The sequence below is a fragment of the Stenotrophomonas sp. INTA L402-1 genome (genome assembly GCF_059295135.1).
In genome coordinates, this window is record NZ_JCAFWP010000028.1 from 50,368 (window position 1) to 66,329 (window position 15,962).

The window sequence follows — 15,962 nt, forward strand, 5'->3', positions numbered from 1 at the left end:
ATGGTCCGCGCCCGCCCATCGGAGGAATGCGCGAAACCACTGAAAACAAGGGAAAAATGCGCGCCGGCCTGGCGAAGAAGTGACCAGTTGTCCGGTTTCCGGTGGACCTGTGGCGTGTGGCGGAGCGACGCAGGGCTAACGCCTCCCGTGCGAGGGTGACCGTTCATCACCGTCACGCAGGAGCAGCACATGGGAATCTCGCGACACGCCACCGCGCACTGGGAAGGCGATCTGAAGTCGGGCAAGGGGCAGTTGAGCACGCCGCAGAGTGGGCTGCTGGACAAGACCCGCTACGGCTTCAACAGCCGCTTCGGCGACGAAAAGGGCACCAATCCGGAAGAGCTGATCGCTGCCGCGCACGCCGGCTGTTTCACCATGGCGCTGTCGGCCAAGCTCGGCGAAGCCGGCTTCACCCCGACTTCGCTGGATACCGAAGCCAAGGTCGATCTGTCGCTGGAAGGCGGCCCGCAGCTGTCGCAGATCCGGCTGAAGGTGAAGGCGGTGGTGCCGGGCATCGACGCGACGCAGTTCCGTGCGATTGCCGATGACGCCAAGCAGAACTGTCCGGTGTCCAAGGCGCTGAGCGCGGTGCCGATCAGCCTGGAAGCCGAGCTGGGCTGAGGGTAGTGCCGGCCGCTGGCCGGCAACCGCATGATGTCGAGGTCCAGGTAACAGCCGGCCAGCGTTATGGCGGCCTTCCTGGCCGCCACCCTCCGAGCCGTCGCATCCGACGTTGGCAGCGGCTCCTGCCGCTGCCTTCGGCTCTACCACCCCCCATCACAATCACCAATCAAGGGTGCCGGTAATCACCGTCTGCACCTGGCCACCGGACCAGACTTCCCCGTCTTCATCGACGAAAAGGGTCAGGCGCGCGTCGTGGCCGACTTCGCGGCCCTGGCTGACTTCGAACGGTGCGCGACCACGGGGCAGCGCATCGCGCAGGTCCAGCCATGCGGCCAGCACCGCATTGGCGGCACCGGAGGCGGCGTCCTCGAAGCGGCGTCCATTGCCGACGAAGGCACGTACGGCCAGATCGAAGCCCTCGCTGCCATCGCTGAAGGCATAGGCAAACACGCCCATGCTGTCGGTGGACTCGGCCAGTGCGGCCACCGCATCCCAGTCCGGCTGCAATGCGCGCAATGCGGCCTCATCGGCCACCTGCACCACCCACCAGCTGCGTCCGCCCTGCATCCGCGCCGGCGGCAGCGTGCCCAGCGGCCAGTCCTTCAGTGCGGCCTGCAGGCGTGGATCGGTCGCCTCGGCAGTCTCGGCCAGCTGCGCGCGCGGCGTGCGGATGGCGATGCGCTGCTGCGCACCTTCACCGCTGACGCGCAGCGGCAGGGCACCGGCAATGCCGTCCTGCACCAGCACACCATCGACCGCTGCGGCCAGGCCGGCCTGCAGCACCGCATGCGCGGTGCCGACGCTGGGGTGGCCGGCAAACGGAACTTCCTTCTGCGGGCTGAACATGCGCAGCCGGTAACTGGCACCGGCGACCTGCGGCGGGAACACGAAGGTGGTTTCGGGCAGGCGCGTCCAGCGCGCGATGGCCTGCATGCTGGCGTCGTCCAGGCCCTCGGCATCGAGCACCACGGCCAGCGGATTGCCGGCGCCGGCGCGCGGGGAAAACACATCCAGCTGCAGGAAACGGCGGGTGGACATCAGGCGGCACTCCAGTAAACAGGCCGCATAGCGTAGCGCGGGGCACCAAAAAGGGGACGGAGGGAATTAAGTCGCTTTTGCCCCATGTGCCATAAGCGACTTAATTCCCTCCGTCCCCTTTTTTCCGTGCGCTACCAGTGGATGTGGCCGTCGATGACCGGCTGCACCTGGCCGCCGATCCAGACCGTGCCCTGCGCATCGACCTGCACCTGCACGCGGCCATCGCGGCCGACTTCGCGGCCTTGGCTCGCCACGTAGTGGCCCTCGCGGCCCGGCAGGGCATCGCGCTGCCGCAGCCAGGCACCGATCAGGGCATTGGCGCTGCCGGTCACCGGGTCCTCGGGTACGGCGGCCGCATCAGCGGGGCAGAAAGCGCGCACCACCCGGGTGTGGTCGGTGCCAGCTTCGTCGGCGAACACGGCCAGGCCGGTGGCATCAGTGGCGAGGCTCCAGTCGGCCAGTGCGGCCATGTCCGGCACCAGGTTGCGTACGGCGGAGGCGTCGCGCAGCGGCAGCAGCCACCAGCGAGCGCCGTTGTCCCATAGTTCGGGTACGTGCCCGCTGGCAGCCAGCGCCAGCAGCGTTTCCGGCGCTCCGTCCGCCGCTGTGTCCAGTTGCTGCGCCGGTGGGCTGGCCAGTTGGATCTGCAGTGCCTCGGCCGGGCCGCTCACCCGTACCGGCAGCAACCCCGCCGCGCATTGCTGCAGCAGGGCACCGTCGCGTGGTTGCGCCAGGCCGCAGATCACCGCCGCCCAGGCGGCGCCGACGCTGGGGTGGCCGGCAAATGCCAGCTCGCGGGTCGGGGTGAAGATGCGGATGTGGTAATCGGCGCCGGGCGCGCTGGGGCGCAGGAAGAACACCGTCTCGGACAGGTTCAGCCAGGCGGCCAGGGCCTGCATCTGGCTGCTGGAGAGCTCGTCGGCGTCCAGGATGGCGCCCAGTGGGTTGCCGGTGCCGGGGCGGGGGGCGAAGACATCGAGCTGCAGGTAACGGAGGACGGCCATCTACGAGGATATTGCGCTTAGAATCAAAGGTTCCGCCCCCGAGGGCGGCTTCCCCACATTCTACATAGCCAATCCATGTCAGCTTCCCCCCTTGTCGATCGTTGGATCGTACTGAAGTTCGGCGGCACCTCGGTGTCGCGTCGTCATCGCTGGGACACGATCGGGAAGCTGGCGAAAAAACGTGCGGAAGAGACCGGCTCGCGCGTGCTGGTGGTGGTTTCGGCGCTGTCCGGGGTCACCAACGAACTGACCGCGATCGCCGATGGCGCGCCGGACAGCCGTGATCGCGTGGCGGCGCTGGTCGAACGCCACGAGGCCTTCCTGGTTGAACTCGGCCTGGGCCGCGAGGTGCTGGCCGAGCGCCTGGCGGCGCTGCAGGGGCTGCTCGACGACGCGCGCGCGGCCACCCGGCCGCTGCAGTGGCAGGCCGAAGTGCTGGGCCAGGGCGAACTGCTGTCCTCCACCCTGGGCGCGGCTTATCTGCACGCTTCGGGCCTGGACATGGGCTGGATGGATGCCCGCCAGTGGCTGGACGCGATGCCGCCGCAGCCGAACCAGAGCGACTGGTCGCAGCGGCTGTCGGTGAACTGCCAGTGGCGTGCCGATGCGGAGTGGATGCAGCGCTTCCGCGCGCAGCCGACCCGCCTGCTGATCACTCAGGGCTTCATTTCGCGGCATGCCGATGGTGGTACCGCCATCCTCGGCCGTGGTGGCTCGGATACCTCGGCGGCGTACTTCGGTGCGCTGCTCGGTGCCAGCCGCGTGGAGATCTGGACCGATGTGCCGGGCATGTTCAGTGCCAACCCGAAGGACGTGCCGGACGCGCGCCTGCTGACCCGCCTGGACTATTACGAGGCGCAGGAAATCGCCACCACTGGCGCCAAGGTGTTGCACCCGCGCTCGATCAAGCCGTGCCGCGATGCCGGCGTGCCGATGGCCATCCTCGATACCGAGCGCCCGGAACTGCCGGGCACCAGCATCGATGGCAGCGCTGCACCGGTCCCGGGCGTGAAGGCGATCAGCCGCCGCAACGGCATCGTGCTGGTGTCGATGGAAGGCATCGGCATGTGGCAGCAGGTCGGCTTCCTGGCCGATGTGTTCAACCTGTTCAAGAAGCATGGCCTGTCGGTGGACCTGATCGGTTCGGCCGAAACCAACGTCACCGTATCGCTGGATCCGTCCGAGAACCTGGTCAACACCGATGTGCTGGCCGCGCTGTCGGCCGACCTGTCGCAGATCTGCAAGGTGAAGGTGATCGTGCCGTGCGCGGCGATCACCCTGGTTGGTCGCGGCATGCGCTCGCTGCTGCACAAGCTGTCGGACGTGTGGGCCACCTTCGGCCGCGAGCGCGTGCACATGATCTCGCAGTCGTCCAACGACCTGAACCTGACCTTCGTCATCGACGAAGCCGATGCCGATGGCCTGCTGCCGATCCTGCACGCCGAGCTGATCGACAGCGGTGCGATGCCGGTGGAAGAGACCGAAGTGTTCGGCCCACGCTGGCGCGAGATCGCCGGCACCGTGCGCCCGCGTGGCACGCCGTGGTGGCGGGGCCAGCGGGCGCACCTGCTGCAGCTGGCCGACGCCGGTACGCCGCGCTATGTCTACCACCTGCCGACCGTGCGCGCCCGTGCCCGCGCGCTGGCCGCGATCAAGCCGATCGACCAGCGCTACTACGCGATCAAGGCCAACAGCCACCCGGCCATCCTGCAGCTGCTGGAAGCCGAGGGCTTCGGCCTGGAGTGCGTCTCGCACGGCGAACTGAAGCACGTGTTCCAGCACCTGCCGGAACTGTCGCCCAAGCGTGTGCTGTTCACCCCCAGCTTCTGCCCGCGCAGCGAGTACGAAGCCGCGTTCGCGCTGGGCGTGACCGTCACCGTCGACAACGTCGAAGCGCTGCAGCGCTGGCCGGACCTGTTCCGCAACCGCGAGCTGTGGCTGCGCGTGGATCTGGGCCGTGGCGAAGGCCACCATGCCAAGGTCCGCACCGGCGGCAAGGACTCCAAGTTCGGCCTGCCGATCGCCCGCGTCGATGAGTTCGTGCGCGCGGCCACCGATCTGGGCAGCCGCGTGGTCGGCCTGCATGCGCACCTGGGCAGCGGCGTGGAAACCGCGCAGCACTGGCGCCTGATGTGCGATGAGCTGGCCGGCTTCGCCCGCCGCATCGGCAGCGTGCACACCATCGATATCGGCGGTGGCCTGCCGATTCCGTACAGCGACGAAGACGAGCCGTTCGATCTGGATGCCTGGGCCGAGGGCCTGGCCGAGGTCAAGGCGCTGCACCCGGCGTTCCGGCTGGCGATCGAGCCGGGCCGCTACCTGGTGGCCGAGTCCGGCGTGCTGCTGACCCATGTCACCCAGGTGGTGGAGAAGGACGGCGTGCGCCGTGTTGGCCTGGATGCCGGCATGAACGCACTGATGCGCCCGGCCCTGTACGACGCCTGGCACGACATCGAGAACCTCAGCCGCCAGGGCGGTTATGCCGAAGCGGCATTCGACGTGGTCGGCCCGATCTGCGAATCCAGCGATGTGTTCGGCAAGCGCCGCAAGCTGCCGGTGTCGACCGCACCGGACGACGTGATGCTGATCGCCGATGCCGGCGCCTACGGCTATTCGATGGCCAACACCTACAACCAGCGGATGCTGCCGCGCGAAGACGTGATCGAATGATCGCCGCGCGCGCCCTGCACCCGCCCACCGACACGCCCCGCGCCATCGCGCGGGCCCGTGCCTGACCGGATACACCATGACTGCTTTCGACAAACACCAGGTTTCCCGCTTCCGCTTCGTCCGCTGCGAATTCGCCGCGGACACCGGCGTGGCCAAGCTGGTCTACGCCTTTGATGACGGCCCGGAGATGGTGGAAACCATCACCGTGCCGGGCGCCCCGTTCATGCTGGACGAAGCGCGTACCGCCGCTGTGCAGCGCGCGCTGCAGCTGCTGCACCTGATCGCCGGTGTCAGCTACTACAAGGCGGGCGTGCCGGAGACGGTCAGCATCGACAGCTACGCCATCGATGCCGATACCGCTGCGCTGGTGGAGACGGTCTACCTCAATGGCCTGGGTGAATTTGCCTACCGCAACGGCCTGAACCTGCGCGGGCGCTTCCGCCTGCCGGTGCAAGGCGAGGCAGTGCAGGCGCCGGTGCTGGGCCTGCAGCCGCACGCGCTGGTGGCGATCGGTGGCGGCAAGGATTCGCTGGTCAGCATCGAAGCGCTGCGCCGTGCCGGCGTGGACGAGACGGTGACCTGGATCGGTGGCTCGCAGCTGATCCGTGCCTGCGCTGAACGCACCGGCCTGCCGACGCTGAACCTGGGCCGCGCGCTGGCGCCGGAACTGTTCGAGCTGAACCGCCAGGGTGCGTGGAACGGGCATATCCCGGTCACTGCGGTGAACTCGGCGATCATGGTGCTGGCCGCGCTGCTGCAGGGCGTGGACCAGGTGGTGTTCTCCAACGAACGTTCGGCCAGCTACGGCAGCCAGATTCCGGGCACCGGCGAAGTGAACCACCAGTGGTCCAAGGGCTGGGCATTCGAGCAGGCGTTCGGCAGCCATGTGCAGACGCACGTAGCGGCGGACCTGCAGTACTACTCGCTGCTGCGCCCGATGTCGGAGCTGGCAGTGGCCCGCCAGTTCGCCAAGACCGATTTCTACGACGCGCATTTCTCCAGCTGCAACCGTAACTTCCATATCCTCGGCGAGCGCCCGGTGAACCGCTGGTGCGGTGTCTGCCCGAAGTGCCATTTCGTGTTCCTGGCGCTGGCCCCGTTCATGCCCAAGACGCGCCTGGTGCGCATCTTTGGCCGCAACCTGCTGGACGATGCCGAGCAGGCCGGTGGCTTCGATGCACTGCTGGAATTCCAGGACCACAAGCCGTTCGAGTGCGTGGGCGAAGGCCGCGAATCGCGTGCGGCGATGGCGACCCTGGCGCAGCGCCCGGAGTGGAAGGAAGACGTGCTGGTGAAGCGCTTCTGCAATGAGATCCAGCCGCAGCTGGATGCCGCCGAACTGGAACTGGCACCGCTGCTGCAGCTGCAGGGCGAGCACCGCGTTCCGGCTGCGCTGTGGGAACGGGTGCGTGAAGATTTCGAAGCTTGAAGGAAAGCGCGTTGCGCTGTGGGGCTGGGGCCGTGAGGGCCGCGCCGCGTTTGCGGTGCTGCGCGAGCGCCTGCCCACGCTGCCGCTGAGCCTGTTCTGCCCGGCGGCAGAAGTCGAGGCCGCACGCGCAGAAACGCGGGGCGCGCTGGATGTGCGTGGCGAGCCTTCTGCTGAAGCGCTGGCCGCGTTCGACGTGGTGATCAAGTCGCCCGGCATCAGCCCCTACCAGCCGGTCGCGCTGGCGGCGGCGGGGCAGGGCACCACCTTCATCGGTGGCACCGCGCTGTGGTTTGCCGAACATGCAGGTGCCGATGGCATCGTGCACGACACCGTGTGCGTGACCGGCACCAAGGGCAAGAGCACCACCACCGCGCTGGTCGCGCACCTGCTGCGTGCCGCCGGCCACCGCACCGGCCTGGTCGGCAACATCGGCCTGCCGCTACTGGAAGTGCTGGACCCGCAGCCCGCGCCCGAGTACTGGGCGGTGGAACTGTCCAGCTACCAGACCGGCGAAGTGGCGCGCAGTGGCGCCCATCCGCAGGTGGCGGTGGTGCTGAACCTGTTCCCGGAGCACCTGGATTGGCACGGCAGCGAGCAGCGTTACATCGAGGACAAGCTGCGGCTGGTGACTGAAGCCGCACCGCGCATCGCCGTGCTCAATGCCGCTGATCCGCATCTGGCTGCGCTGTCGCTGCCCGATAGCGAAGTGGTCTGGTTCAACCAGCCGCAGGGCTGGCACATGCGCGGTGACATCGTGCATCGCGGCGAGCAGGCGGTGTTCGATACCCGCAACACGCCGCTGCCGGGTCGCCACAACCGCGGCAACCTGTGTGCGGTACTGGCGGCGCTGGAAGCGCTGGGGCTGGACGCCGTGGCGCTGGCACCGGCGGTGCAGGATTTCCGTCCGCTGCCGAATCGCCTGCAGCGCATCGGCGCGGCCGATGGCCTGACCTACGTCAACGATTCGATCAGCACCACGCCGCATGCCAGCCTGGCCGCGCTGGAGTGCTTCGCCGGCCAGCGCATCGCGCTGCTGGTGGGCGGGCATGACCGTGGCCTGGACTGGACCGATTTCATGCAGCACATGGCGCACGACGTGCCGCCGGTGGAGATCGTGACGATGGGCAGCAACGGCCCGCGCATCCACGCGATGCTGCAGCCGCTGGCCGATGCCGGTCGCTTCGGTCTGCACGCCGCCGGCGATCTGCCGGAGGCAATCGCTTTGGCGCGTTCTGCGCTGGGTTCTGAGGGCGGGGTGGTATTGCTGTCGCCTGGCGCGCCGAGCTTTGGTGCCTACCGGGATTACGTGGCGCGTGGCCGTCATTTCGCTGAGCTGGCTGGGTTTGACCCGGAGAGCATCAGCGCGATTCCCGGGCTGGGTATCGCTTGAAGGTAGTGCCGGCCGCTGGCCGGCAACCTCCGGAGAAATTCATCCACGCATGGCGTGGATCTACTGCTCCTCGTCGATGAACGCGTAGCCGCCTTCGATCAGCTGCTGCAGGTACGCATCGAAGCTGGGCGCGATCACCGCATAGCTGTCCGGATCGTGCAGGTAGCGCACCACCTGGCCGACCGTACCGCCCGGCGCGGGATCAAAATCCAGGTACAGCATCGAGGTGCCGCCGTTGTTCATGCAGTGCGAGAAGCACAGGCGGCGGTTCATCGGCAGATCGGCGTCGATGCCCTCACCCAGGATCTCCGGTTCGTCATCCAGCCACTCTTCGTAGATGGAACGGATGCTGTCGTCCCACTGCTGCTGGTCCTCGAAGATCTGCGCGATCGAACGCAGGTAGTAGGGGTAATCGCCCACATCTGAACCCAGCATCAGCACGCAGACCTCACCGCCGGGATACTCGCGGAAATGGGTGCCATCCACGCGCGACAGCAGCGCGACCAGGCTGTCCGGCACCTGCGGCCACTGCGTGCGCAGGCGCTGCAGGTCTTCGGCGCTGGCGCCCTGCACATGGGCCCATTGAGGGGCATCATCGGCAGGCAGGCGAGGAATCAGGCCAGACAGAAAGCGATCAACAAGGTTCATGCGGCAAAAAGGGGACGGAGGGGATTAAGTCGTATCCAACCACACCTGCGTCACGTCGCCAATGCAGAATGCGACGCGGGAGGGGCGAATACGGCTTAATCCCCTCCGTCCCCTTTTTCTTGCGGAGCAAGCGCATGAATCGTTGGCGATGCGGTGTGGCGGTGGTTCTGGGGCTGGCAGCGATGCCGGCGTGGGCGGCGATGAAGACGCAGCCGGTGGAGTGGAAGCACCAGGGCACGACTTTCAGCGGCGTGCTGGTCTATGACGACGGCGACAACGATAAGCGCCCCGGGCTGGTGATGGTGCCGAACTGGAAAGGCGTGAACGAATCGGCGGTCGAGAAGGCCAAGCAGCTGGCTGGCGATGACTATGTGGTGCTGGTGGCCGATGTCTACGGCAAGAGCGTGCGGCCGAAGACCGATGCCGAGGCCGGGCCGGTGGCGACCAAGCTGCGCAACGACCGGCCGCTGCTGCGTGCGCGCGCGCTGGAGGCGGTGAACGTGCTCAAGGCCCAGGCCGGCAAGGCGCCGCTGGATGCCAGCCGGATCGGTGCGGTGGGCTTCTGTTTCGGTGGCACCACGGTGCTGGAGCTGGCCCGTGCCGGTGCGCCGCTGGCAGGGGTGGTCAGCCTGCACGGCGGGCTGGGTTCGCCGCTGCCGGCACAGGCTGGTGGCAGCCACCCGTCGGTGCTGGTGCTCAATGGCGCCGACGACACCAGCGTGACCGCCGAGGACATCGGCAGCTTCCAGAAAGAAATGGACGCGGCCAAGGTCGATTGGGAGTTCACCAACTACAGCGGCGCGGTGCACTGCTTTGCCGAGCGCGATGCCAACAGCCCGCCGGGCTGCCAGTACAACGAGCGCGCGGCGAAGCGCGCGTGGAAGGCGCTGGATGAGTTCTTCGAGGAGCGCTTCGAGAAACGTTGAACCGTGCAGCGGTAGTGCCGGCCGCTGGCCGGCATTCCCGTGACATCCGCAGCATCATGAGGTTGCCGGCCAGCGGCCGGCACTACAATGCGGTCAATGCGAACGGTCGGCAGCTACCGATGTTTCCGTGCCGACCAACGGTCGGCAGCCACCGGAATGCCGGTTTGGTGGGTGCCGACCGTTGGTCGGCACACCTCAACCCATCAATGCGAGCGCTGCACCGCGTAGCGGGCCAGGCCGCGCAGGGCCGCCACGGCATCATTGTCGGCCAGGCCATCGAGCGCGCGCTCGGCGGCCTCGGCATATTCCTCGGCACGCGCGCGGCTGTACTCCAGGCCGCCGGTAGCGCGGATCGCGGCCAGCACTTCCGGCATCGCCGAGGCGTCGCCGTCCTGCACGATGGTGCGCAGGCGTTCGCGGGTGGCGGCGTCCGAATGGGCCATGGCATGGATCAGCGGCAGCGTGGCCTTGCCCTCGGCGAGGTCGTCACCCAGGTTCTTGCCCAGCTCCTCGGCATTGGCCGAGTAGTCCAGCACGTCGTCGGCGATCTGGAACGCGTAGCCCAGGTGCATGCCGTAGTCGAACAGGGCCTGCTGGGTGGCTTCGTCCACGCCGCTGGCCAGCGCGCCCAGGCGGGTGCCGGCGGCGAACAGCACCGCGGTCTTGCGCTCGATCACGCGCAGGTAGGCGGCTTCGTCGGTATCCGGGTTGTGCACGTGCAGCAGCTGCAGCACTTCACCCTCGGCGATGCGGTTGGTGGCATCGGCCAGGATCTGCATCACCGACATGCGCTCCAGCTCGACCATCAGCTGGAAGCTGCGCGAGTACAGGAAGTCGCCGACCAGCACGCTGGGCGCGTTGCCCCACAGGGCGTTGGCGGTGCTGCGGCCACGGCGCAGGCTGGATTCGTCCACCACGTCGTCGTGCAGCAGGGTGGAGGTGTGGATGAACTCGATGATCGCCGCCAGCTGGTGGTGGTCCGGGCCGGCCTGGCCGACCGCATGGCCAGCCAGCATCACCAGCATCGGGCGCAGGCGCTTGCCGCCGGCGGAAATGATGTGGTCGGCGATCTGGTTGATCAGCACGACGTCCGAGGACAGGCGGCGCCGGATCAGGGCGTCGACGGCGGCCATGTCGGCCGCGGCAAGCGACTGGATCTGGGGCAGGCCCAGGGCGGGACGGGTGTCTTCGGTGATGGTCATGCGATCAGGCTTTCAGGCTCATCGCTGATTATAGGCGTTGCCTGTGAATTCGGGCGCAAACCGGGCAGGCCGGTGTCCGCGGCCCGGCCACGGATGCCGCCTGCGTGAATACGTATGCAGGTTGCGCCATGCCCGGGAGGCCACCGCTAAGCTTGCGGCATCAGGATTTCGGCCCGCTCCCGGCGGGTCCCGCACGCCCGGAGGGGGCTGTCGATGTCGCACTATCCATGGTGGCGCGGAGCCGTCATCTACCAGATCTACCCGCGCAGTTTCCTTGACGCCAACGCCGACGGGGTAGGCGACCTGCCGGGCATCATCCAGCGCCTGGACCACATCGCAACGCTGGGCGTGGACGCGATCTGGATCTCGCCGTTCTTCAAATCGCCGATGGCCGACTTCGGCTACGACATCGCCGACTACCGCGACGTCGACCCGCTGTTCGGCAGCCTGGACGACTTCGACCGCCTGCTGGCCAAGGCGCACGGTCTGGGCCTGAAGGTGATGATCGACCAGGTGCTGAGCCATACTTCGATCGAGCACGCCTGGTTCCGCGAGAGCCGCCAGGACCGGACCAACCCCAAGGCCGACTGGTACGTGTGGGCGGACCCGCGCGAGGACGGCACGCCGCCCAATAACTGGCTGTCGCTGTTCGGCGGCGGTGCCTGGCAGTGGGAGCCGCGCCGAGAGCAGTACTACCTGCACAACTTCCTGGTCGACCAGCCGGACCTGAACTTCCATCACCCGGACGTGCAGCAGGCCACCCTGGACAACGTGCGCTTCTGGCTGGACCGCGGCGTGGATGGCTTCCGCCTGGATGCGATCAACTTCTGCTTCCATGACGCGCAGCTGCGCGACAACCCGGCCAAGCCGGCGGAGAAGCGCTTCGGTCGCGGCTTCAGCCCGGACAACCCGTACGCCTACCAGTACCACTATTACAACAACACCCAGCCGGAGAACCTGCCGTTCCTGGAGCGGCTGCGCGCGCTGCTGGACGAGTATCCGGGGGCGGTCAGCCTGGGTGAGATCTCCTCGGAGGACTCGCTGGCCACCACCGCCGAGTACACCCGCGATGGTCGCCTGCACATGGGCTACAGCTTCGAGCTGCTGGTGGACGACTACAGCGCGGCCTACATCCGCGATACGGTCTCGCGCCTGGAAGCCGTGATGACCGAAGGCTGGCCGTGCTGGGCGGTTTCGAATCACGACGTGGAGCGGGCGGTCAGCCGCTGGGGCGGCCACCCTGCTGACCCGCGCCTGGCGAGGATGCTGGTGGCGATGCTGTGCTCGCTGCGCGGCTCGGTCTGCCTGTACCAGGGCGAGGAACTGGGCCTGGCCGAGGCCGAGGTGCCGTTCGAGGCCCTGCAGGACCCCTATGGCATCACCTTCTGGCCCAACTTCAAGGGCCGCGATGGCTGCCGGACCCCACTGCCGTGGACCGACGCGCCGCTGGCCGGTTTCACCGCCGGCCAGCCGTGGCTGCCGATCCCGCCCGAGCACCGCGCCGCGGCCGTGGCGGTGCAGGAGCGCGACCCGGACTCGGTCCTGGCTGCGTTCCGCGGGTTCCTGGCCTGGCGGCATAGCCAGCCGGCACTCCTGCATGGCAGCATCCGATTCATCGAAAGCGCCGAGCCAGTGCTGCTGTTCGAGCGTATGCTTGCAGATGAAACCCTCCTGCTGGCCTTCAACCTGTCGGCCGAGGCGGTGAGCCATCCGCTGCCGCCGGGCAACTGGCAGCAGGTGGCGGTGCCGGGCCCGGATGCGGGCACGGTGCAGGGCAATGAACTCCAGCTGCCGCCGCGCGCGGTGTATTGCGCCCGACGCAGCTGACCGTTTTCTCCGGTGGCGGTACTTGCGGGGACGGGGCCGAAGCGCCCCGTCCCTTTTTTGTGGGTGGGCTTCCGGCGAAAGGCATCCACGCATGGCGTGGATCTACCCAGAGACACCCCAACCAGTAGATCCACGCCATGCGTGGATGGGCTCTTGCCGACCAACGGCCGGCATCCGCGCAAAAGAAAACCCGCTGCCTGCGCAGCGGGTTTCCGATAAGTCCCTGCCGGCCAGCGGCCGGCACTACCGGGTCCGGGTCGTCGGGCATGGCCCGGCGCTTCCTCAGAACTTGTAGTTCACGCCCAGCATGTAGGTGCGGCCCCACTCGATGTATTCCAGCGGGCGGTCCTTGCTGCCGGCGTAGGTGCGGTACGGCTCGTTGGTCAGGTTGCTGCCCTGCAGCAGCAGGGTCAGCCCGCGCAGGCTGCTGCTGTCGCTGAAGGTGTAGCTGACCTGTGCATCGGTCACGTTCTCGCCCACCACGTAACGCAGGGTGCGATTGCCGTTGAAGTTGCCGATCTCACCGATGAAGTCCGAACGGCGGCGCTGGCTCACACGTGCTTCAAAGCCGCTGCGTTCGTAGTAGGCGGTGAAGTTGTACACGCGCTTGGACAGTCCCGGCAGGCTGATCGGGTCGGTGCCCACACTGGAGGCGCTCTCCGGATCCAGGATGGTGATGTCGCTCTTGTTGAAGGTCGCGCTGGCCTGCACGCCGAAGCCGCGCAGGCTGTCGGTCAGCATCTCCAGCGGGAACGACCCGGTCAGCTCCAGCCCCTTCAACGTGCCGCCCTTGCCGTTCTGCGGCGTGGAGAAGGTGCCGGTGGTCAGCACCGGTGCGGTCATGCCCGGCGGTGGCACGTAGTTGCCGAGCAGGCCGCTGAAGTCGTAGTTGTCCACCGATTGCGTGTAGACGTAGCTCTTCAGGTCCTTGTAGAAGATCGCCGCAGCCACGTAGGCCTTCTCGCCGAAGTACTTCTCATAGGACAGGTCCAGCGCGGTGGCGCGCCACGGATCCAGCAGCGGATTGCCACCGCTGCCGCCGGGGCGGCCGTTGTTGGTATCCACGCCGAATTCCAGGCCGGCACGCATCTGGTCCACGCGCGGGCGCGCGACCTGCTTGGCAGCGGCGAAGCGCAGCGTCTGCTGGTGCGGGAACATGAACACCAGGTTCAAGCTTGGCAGCCAATCCTTGTAGGTCTTGCCGGCAGAGAAGGGCTGGATGTTGCTGCCCGCCGGCTGCGAGCTGTCCCAGTAGCGCGAATCCGAGCTCTGGTCGGTGTGCTGCATCTGCACGCCGATGTTGCCGCGCACGCCGACCACGCCGATGTCGGTATTGATGTTCAGGCGTGCCCACGCCGTGGTGATCTTCTCCTCGACCGTCCAGGATTTCGGAATCAGGTAGTCCAGGTTGTCGACCGGGTTGAAGGTCATGTAACGACCGACGGCTGCCGGCACATTCCACGACGGGATGTAGCCGATGCCGGCGAAACCGAGGTTGACCGGGCGGTACTGCAGGTCCGGTGCGATGGTGGATTCGCCTTGGGCGCCGAGCAGGATGTTGCCTTCGGCCTGGGCCTTCTGCTTGCGACGGTCGGCATAGTTCACGCCCACGTCCACATCCGAGAACCAGCTGGACATGGCCTCGGGAACCGGCAGCGTCGCCGCCAGCTTGGCGCCCTTCAAGCGGTCTTCCACCTCTGGCACCTTGCCGTAGCCGGAACCATAGATCGTGTTGGTCAGGAACAGGCTGTCCGGATTGGAGTAGTCACGACCCGGCGTGATCTGCGAGAAGCTGTTGTTGTTCACCACCAGCCCGATCGTGTCGAACTGCGGGCGCGGCACCAGCTGCAGGTTGTTTTCCAGGTTGATCTCGCGGCGGGTCGCCTTGGAGTAGTTCAGGTCGGCGACCAGCTTCACGCCACCGACGTTGAACTCGTTGTTCCAGCCGAACGCATCGATCTTGTCCTTGCGCTTGTTGTACATGCCGCGCACCAGCGGGTACGCATTGTTGATCGTGCCACCGGTGAAGCTGCCATCGGCATTGCGGCCGACATTGCTGAACACCGGCAGGATCGCGTTGGGGTTGTTGCTGTCCTCGCCGTTGCCGCTGAGGCTCAGCTCGAACTGGTTGGCGGTGTCGATCTGCTCGGCTTCGGTATGGAACGCATCGAAGGTGGTGGTCCAGCTGTTGCTGGGGCGGAACTGGATCGTTGCCATCACACCGTCGCGCTTGTTGTTGCCGGTGCGACGCAGGGCCTTGATGCCATCGGTGAAGTAGGTGCCAGGTGCGATTCCGCGACGCTCGCCCTTGTCGGTGTGTTCGGTGGTCCAGGGCTCGTACAGGCCGACCTGGTTCTCCTGGATCGGCATGTCGCTGTGCGCATAACCAATGGCGATGCCCAGGGTGTTGTCGAAGAACTGGTCGATGTAGCTGGCGCTGAAACGGTTGCCATACGGGTCGATGTTGGCAGCGCGGCCCAGGGAGCTCTTCTGGTAGCGGCCGCTGACCGCGATCACGCGCTCGCCGAAGCTGAGCGGGCGTGCGGTCTGCATGTCGATGGTGCCCGACAGGCCCTGGCCGACCAGCGCCGCGTCCGGGGTCTTGTACACGGTCACGCCGTTGACCAGCTCGGACGGGTACTGGTCGAACTCGACGCCGCGGTTGTCGCCGGTGCTGACCACTTCACGGCCATTGAGCAGGGTGGTGGCGAAGTCGGGCGACAGGCCACGCACGCTGATCACCTGCGCACGGCCGGCCACGCGCTGGGCAGCCAGGCCGGGCAGGCGCGAGATGGATTCGGCGATGCTGACGTCGGGCAGTTTGCCGATGTCTTCGGCGGAGATCGCTTCGACCACCGAGGTGGCGTCCTGCTTGATCGCGATTGCGTTCTCGATGCCGCGGCGGATGCCGGTGACCTGCACCGTATCCAGGTTGGTGGCGGCGGTGGCGGCCGGCGTGGTGGTGCTCTGCGTGGACTGTGCCGACGCCAGCGTCTGCGCCAGGACAACGGCCAGCGCGATGCTCAGCGCGCTGCGCTTGTGGTTCAACATTTTCCCCTCCCAGGCAATGTTGCAGATCGATTCGTGAACGTCCCGGAGTGACCGTGGACGTGCGACGCGGTGGCCGCTGTCGTCGCCGCTATGGTAGGCAGCGCGTTCTTCGCGGGAATCACCCTGCATACGTACTGTCTCTTATACACATCT

At 67.1% G+C, this 15,962-nt stretch carries 11 protein-coding genes; 6 read left to right on the forward strand and 5 right to left on the reverse strand.

The features are described from left to right. Positions 1 to 189: 189 nt before the first annotated feature. Positions 190 to 621, forward strand: a complete 432-nt coding sequence (locus AC5O77_RS15610) for an OsmC family protein (protein WP_005408443.1) — start codon at positions 190 to 192, stop codon at positions 619 to 621. A 162-nt stretch (positions 622 to 783) separates the two neighbouring features. On the opposite strand, the gene AC5O77_RS15615 is transcribed toward AC5O77_RS15610, so the two are convergent. Beyond that, positions 784 to 1,662 carry a PhzF family phenazine biosynthesis protein gene (locus tag AC5O77_RS15615; protein ID WP_125894204.1) on the reverse strand — a complete coding sequence of 293 codons (879 nt, stop codon included), beginning with the start codon at positions 1,660 to 1,662 and terminating at the stop codon, positions 784 to 786. A 131-nt stretch (positions 1,663 to 1,793) separates the two neighbouring features. Further along, positions 1,794 to 2,666 (reverse strand): PhzF family phenazine biosynthesis protein, encoded by an 873-nt coding sequence (locus AC5O77_RS15620; protein WP_293794692.1) that lies wholly within the window; start codon positions 2,664 to 2,666, stop codon positions 1,794 to 1,796. A gap of 75 nt (positions 2,667 to 2,741) precedes the next feature. On the opposite strand from AC5O77_RS15620, the gene AC5O77_RS15625 reads away from it, so the two are divergent. From AC5O77_RS15625 to murD, 3 genes are all read left to right on the forward strand, one after another. Next, a complete protein-coding gene (locus tag AC5O77_RS15625) occupies positions 2,742 to 5,336 on the forward strand; it encodes a bifunctional aspartate kinase/diaminopimelate decarboxylase (RefSeq protein WP_100437481.1) in 2,595 nt (864 codons plus the stop codon). A 76-nt stretch (positions 5,337 to 5,412) separates the two neighbouring features. Next, positions 5,413 to 6,765: a UDP-N-acetyl-alpha-D-muramoyl-L-alanyl-L-glutamate epimerase gene (gene murL / locus AC5O77_RS15630; RefSeq protein WP_125894208.1), complete on the forward strand. Its 1,353-nt coding sequence runs from the start codon at positions 5,413 to 5,415 to the stop codon at positions 6,763 to 6,765. Beyond that, a complete protein-coding gene (gene murD / locus AC5O77_RS15635; RefSeq protein ID WP_125894210.1) occupies positions 6,746 to 8,155 on the forward strand; it encodes a UDP-N-acetylmuramoyl-L-alanine--D-glutamate ligase in 1,410 nt (469 codons plus the stop codon). The genes murL and murD overlap by 20 nt, the downstream gene beginning before the upstream one ends. Positions 8,156 to 8,215: 60 nt before the next feature. Here the strand turns inward: murD and AC5O77_RS15640 are convergent, their stop codons facing one another. After that, positions 8,216 to 8,803, reverse strand: a complete 588-nt coding sequence (locus AC5O77_RS15640) for an SMI1/KNR4 family protein (RefSeq protein WP_293794698.1) — start codon at positions 8,801 to 8,803, stop codon at positions 8,216 to 8,218. A gap of 134 nt (positions 8,804 to 8,937) precedes the next feature. Here AC5O77_RS15640 and AC5O77_RS15645 point away from each other — a divergent pair, with 134 nt between their 5' ends. Beyond that, entirely contained in the window at positions 8,938 to 9,729 is a 792-nt protein-coding gene (locus AC5O77_RS15645; protein WP_125894214.1) for a dienelactone hydrolase family protein, read from the forward strand. Positions 9,730 to 9,932: 203 nt separating this feature from the next. Here the strand turns inward: AC5O77_RS15645 and AC5O77_RS15650 are convergent, their stop codons facing one another. Next, positions 9,933 to 10,931, reverse strand: coding sequence for a polyprenyl synthetase family protein (locus AC5O77_RS15650; RefSeq protein WP_100437486.1), 999 nt, complete (start codon positions 10,929 to 10,931; stop codon positions 9,933 to 9,935). 213 nt (positions 10,932 to 11,144) lie between these two features. On the opposite strand from AC5O77_RS15650, the gene AC5O77_RS15655 reads away from it, so the two are divergent. Next, complete coding sequence (locus AC5O77_RS15655; protein WP_494506956.1) at positions 11,145 to 12,758, forward strand: alpha-glucosidase; 1,614 nt, start codon at positions 11,145 to 11,147, stop codon at positions 12,756 to 12,758. 282 nt (positions 12,759 to 13,040) lie between these two features. On the opposite strand, the gene AC5O77_RS15660 is transcribed toward AC5O77_RS15655, so the two are convergent. Continuing rightward, positions 13,041 to 15,809 carry a TonB-dependent receptor gene (locus AC5O77_RS15660; RefSeq protein ID WP_494506957.1) on the reverse strand — a complete coding sequence of 923 codons (2,769 nt, stop codon included), beginning with the start codon at positions 15,807 to 15,809 and terminating at the stop codon, positions 13,041 to 13,043. Positions 15,810 to 15,962: the final 153 nt, after the last annotated feature.

Bases quoted from the DNA above. Each gene is read 5' to 3' on its own strand.
- AC5O77_RS15645 (WP_125894214.1), top strand. From the start codon at position 8,938: ATGAATCGTTGGCGATGCGGTGTGGCGGTGGTTCTGGGGCTGGCAGCG.
- murL (WP_125894208.1), top strand. From the start codon at position 5,413: ATGACTGCTTTCGACAAACACCAGGTTTCCCGCTTCCGCTTCGTCCGC.
- AC5O77_RS15655 (WP_494506956.1), top strand. From the start codon at position 11,145: ATGTCGCACTATCCATGGTGGCGCGGAGCCGTCATCTACCAGATCTAC.
- AC5O77_RS15660 (WP_494506957.1), bottom strand. From the start codon at position 15,809: ATGTTGAACCACAAGCGCAGCGCGCTGAGCATCGCGCTGGCCGTTGTC.
- AC5O77_RS15610 (WP_005408443.1), top strand. From the start codon at position 190: ATGGGAATCTCGCGACACGCCACCGCGCACTGGGAAGGCGATCTGAAG.
- AC5O77_RS15640 (WP_293794698.1), bottom strand. From the start codon at position 8,803: ATGAACCTTGTTGATCGCTTTCTGTCTGGCCTGATTCCTCGCCTGCCT.
- AC5O77_RS15650 (WP_100437486.1), bottom strand. From the start codon at position 10,931: ATGACCATCACCGAAGACACCCGTCCCGCCCTGGGCCTGCCCCAGATC.
- AC5O77_RS15620 (WP_293794692.1), bottom strand. From the start codon at position 2,666: ATGGCCGTCCTCCGTTACCTGCAGCTCGATGTCTTCGCCCCCCGCCCC.
- AC5O77_RS15615 (WP_125894204.1), bottom strand. From the start codon at position 1,662: ATGTCCACCCGCCGTTTCCTGCAGCTGGATGTGTTTTCCCCGCGCGCC.
- AC5O77_RS15625 (WP_100437481.1), top strand. From the start codon at position 2,742: ATGTCAGCTTCCCCCCTTGTCGATCGTTGGATCGTACTGAAGTTCGGC.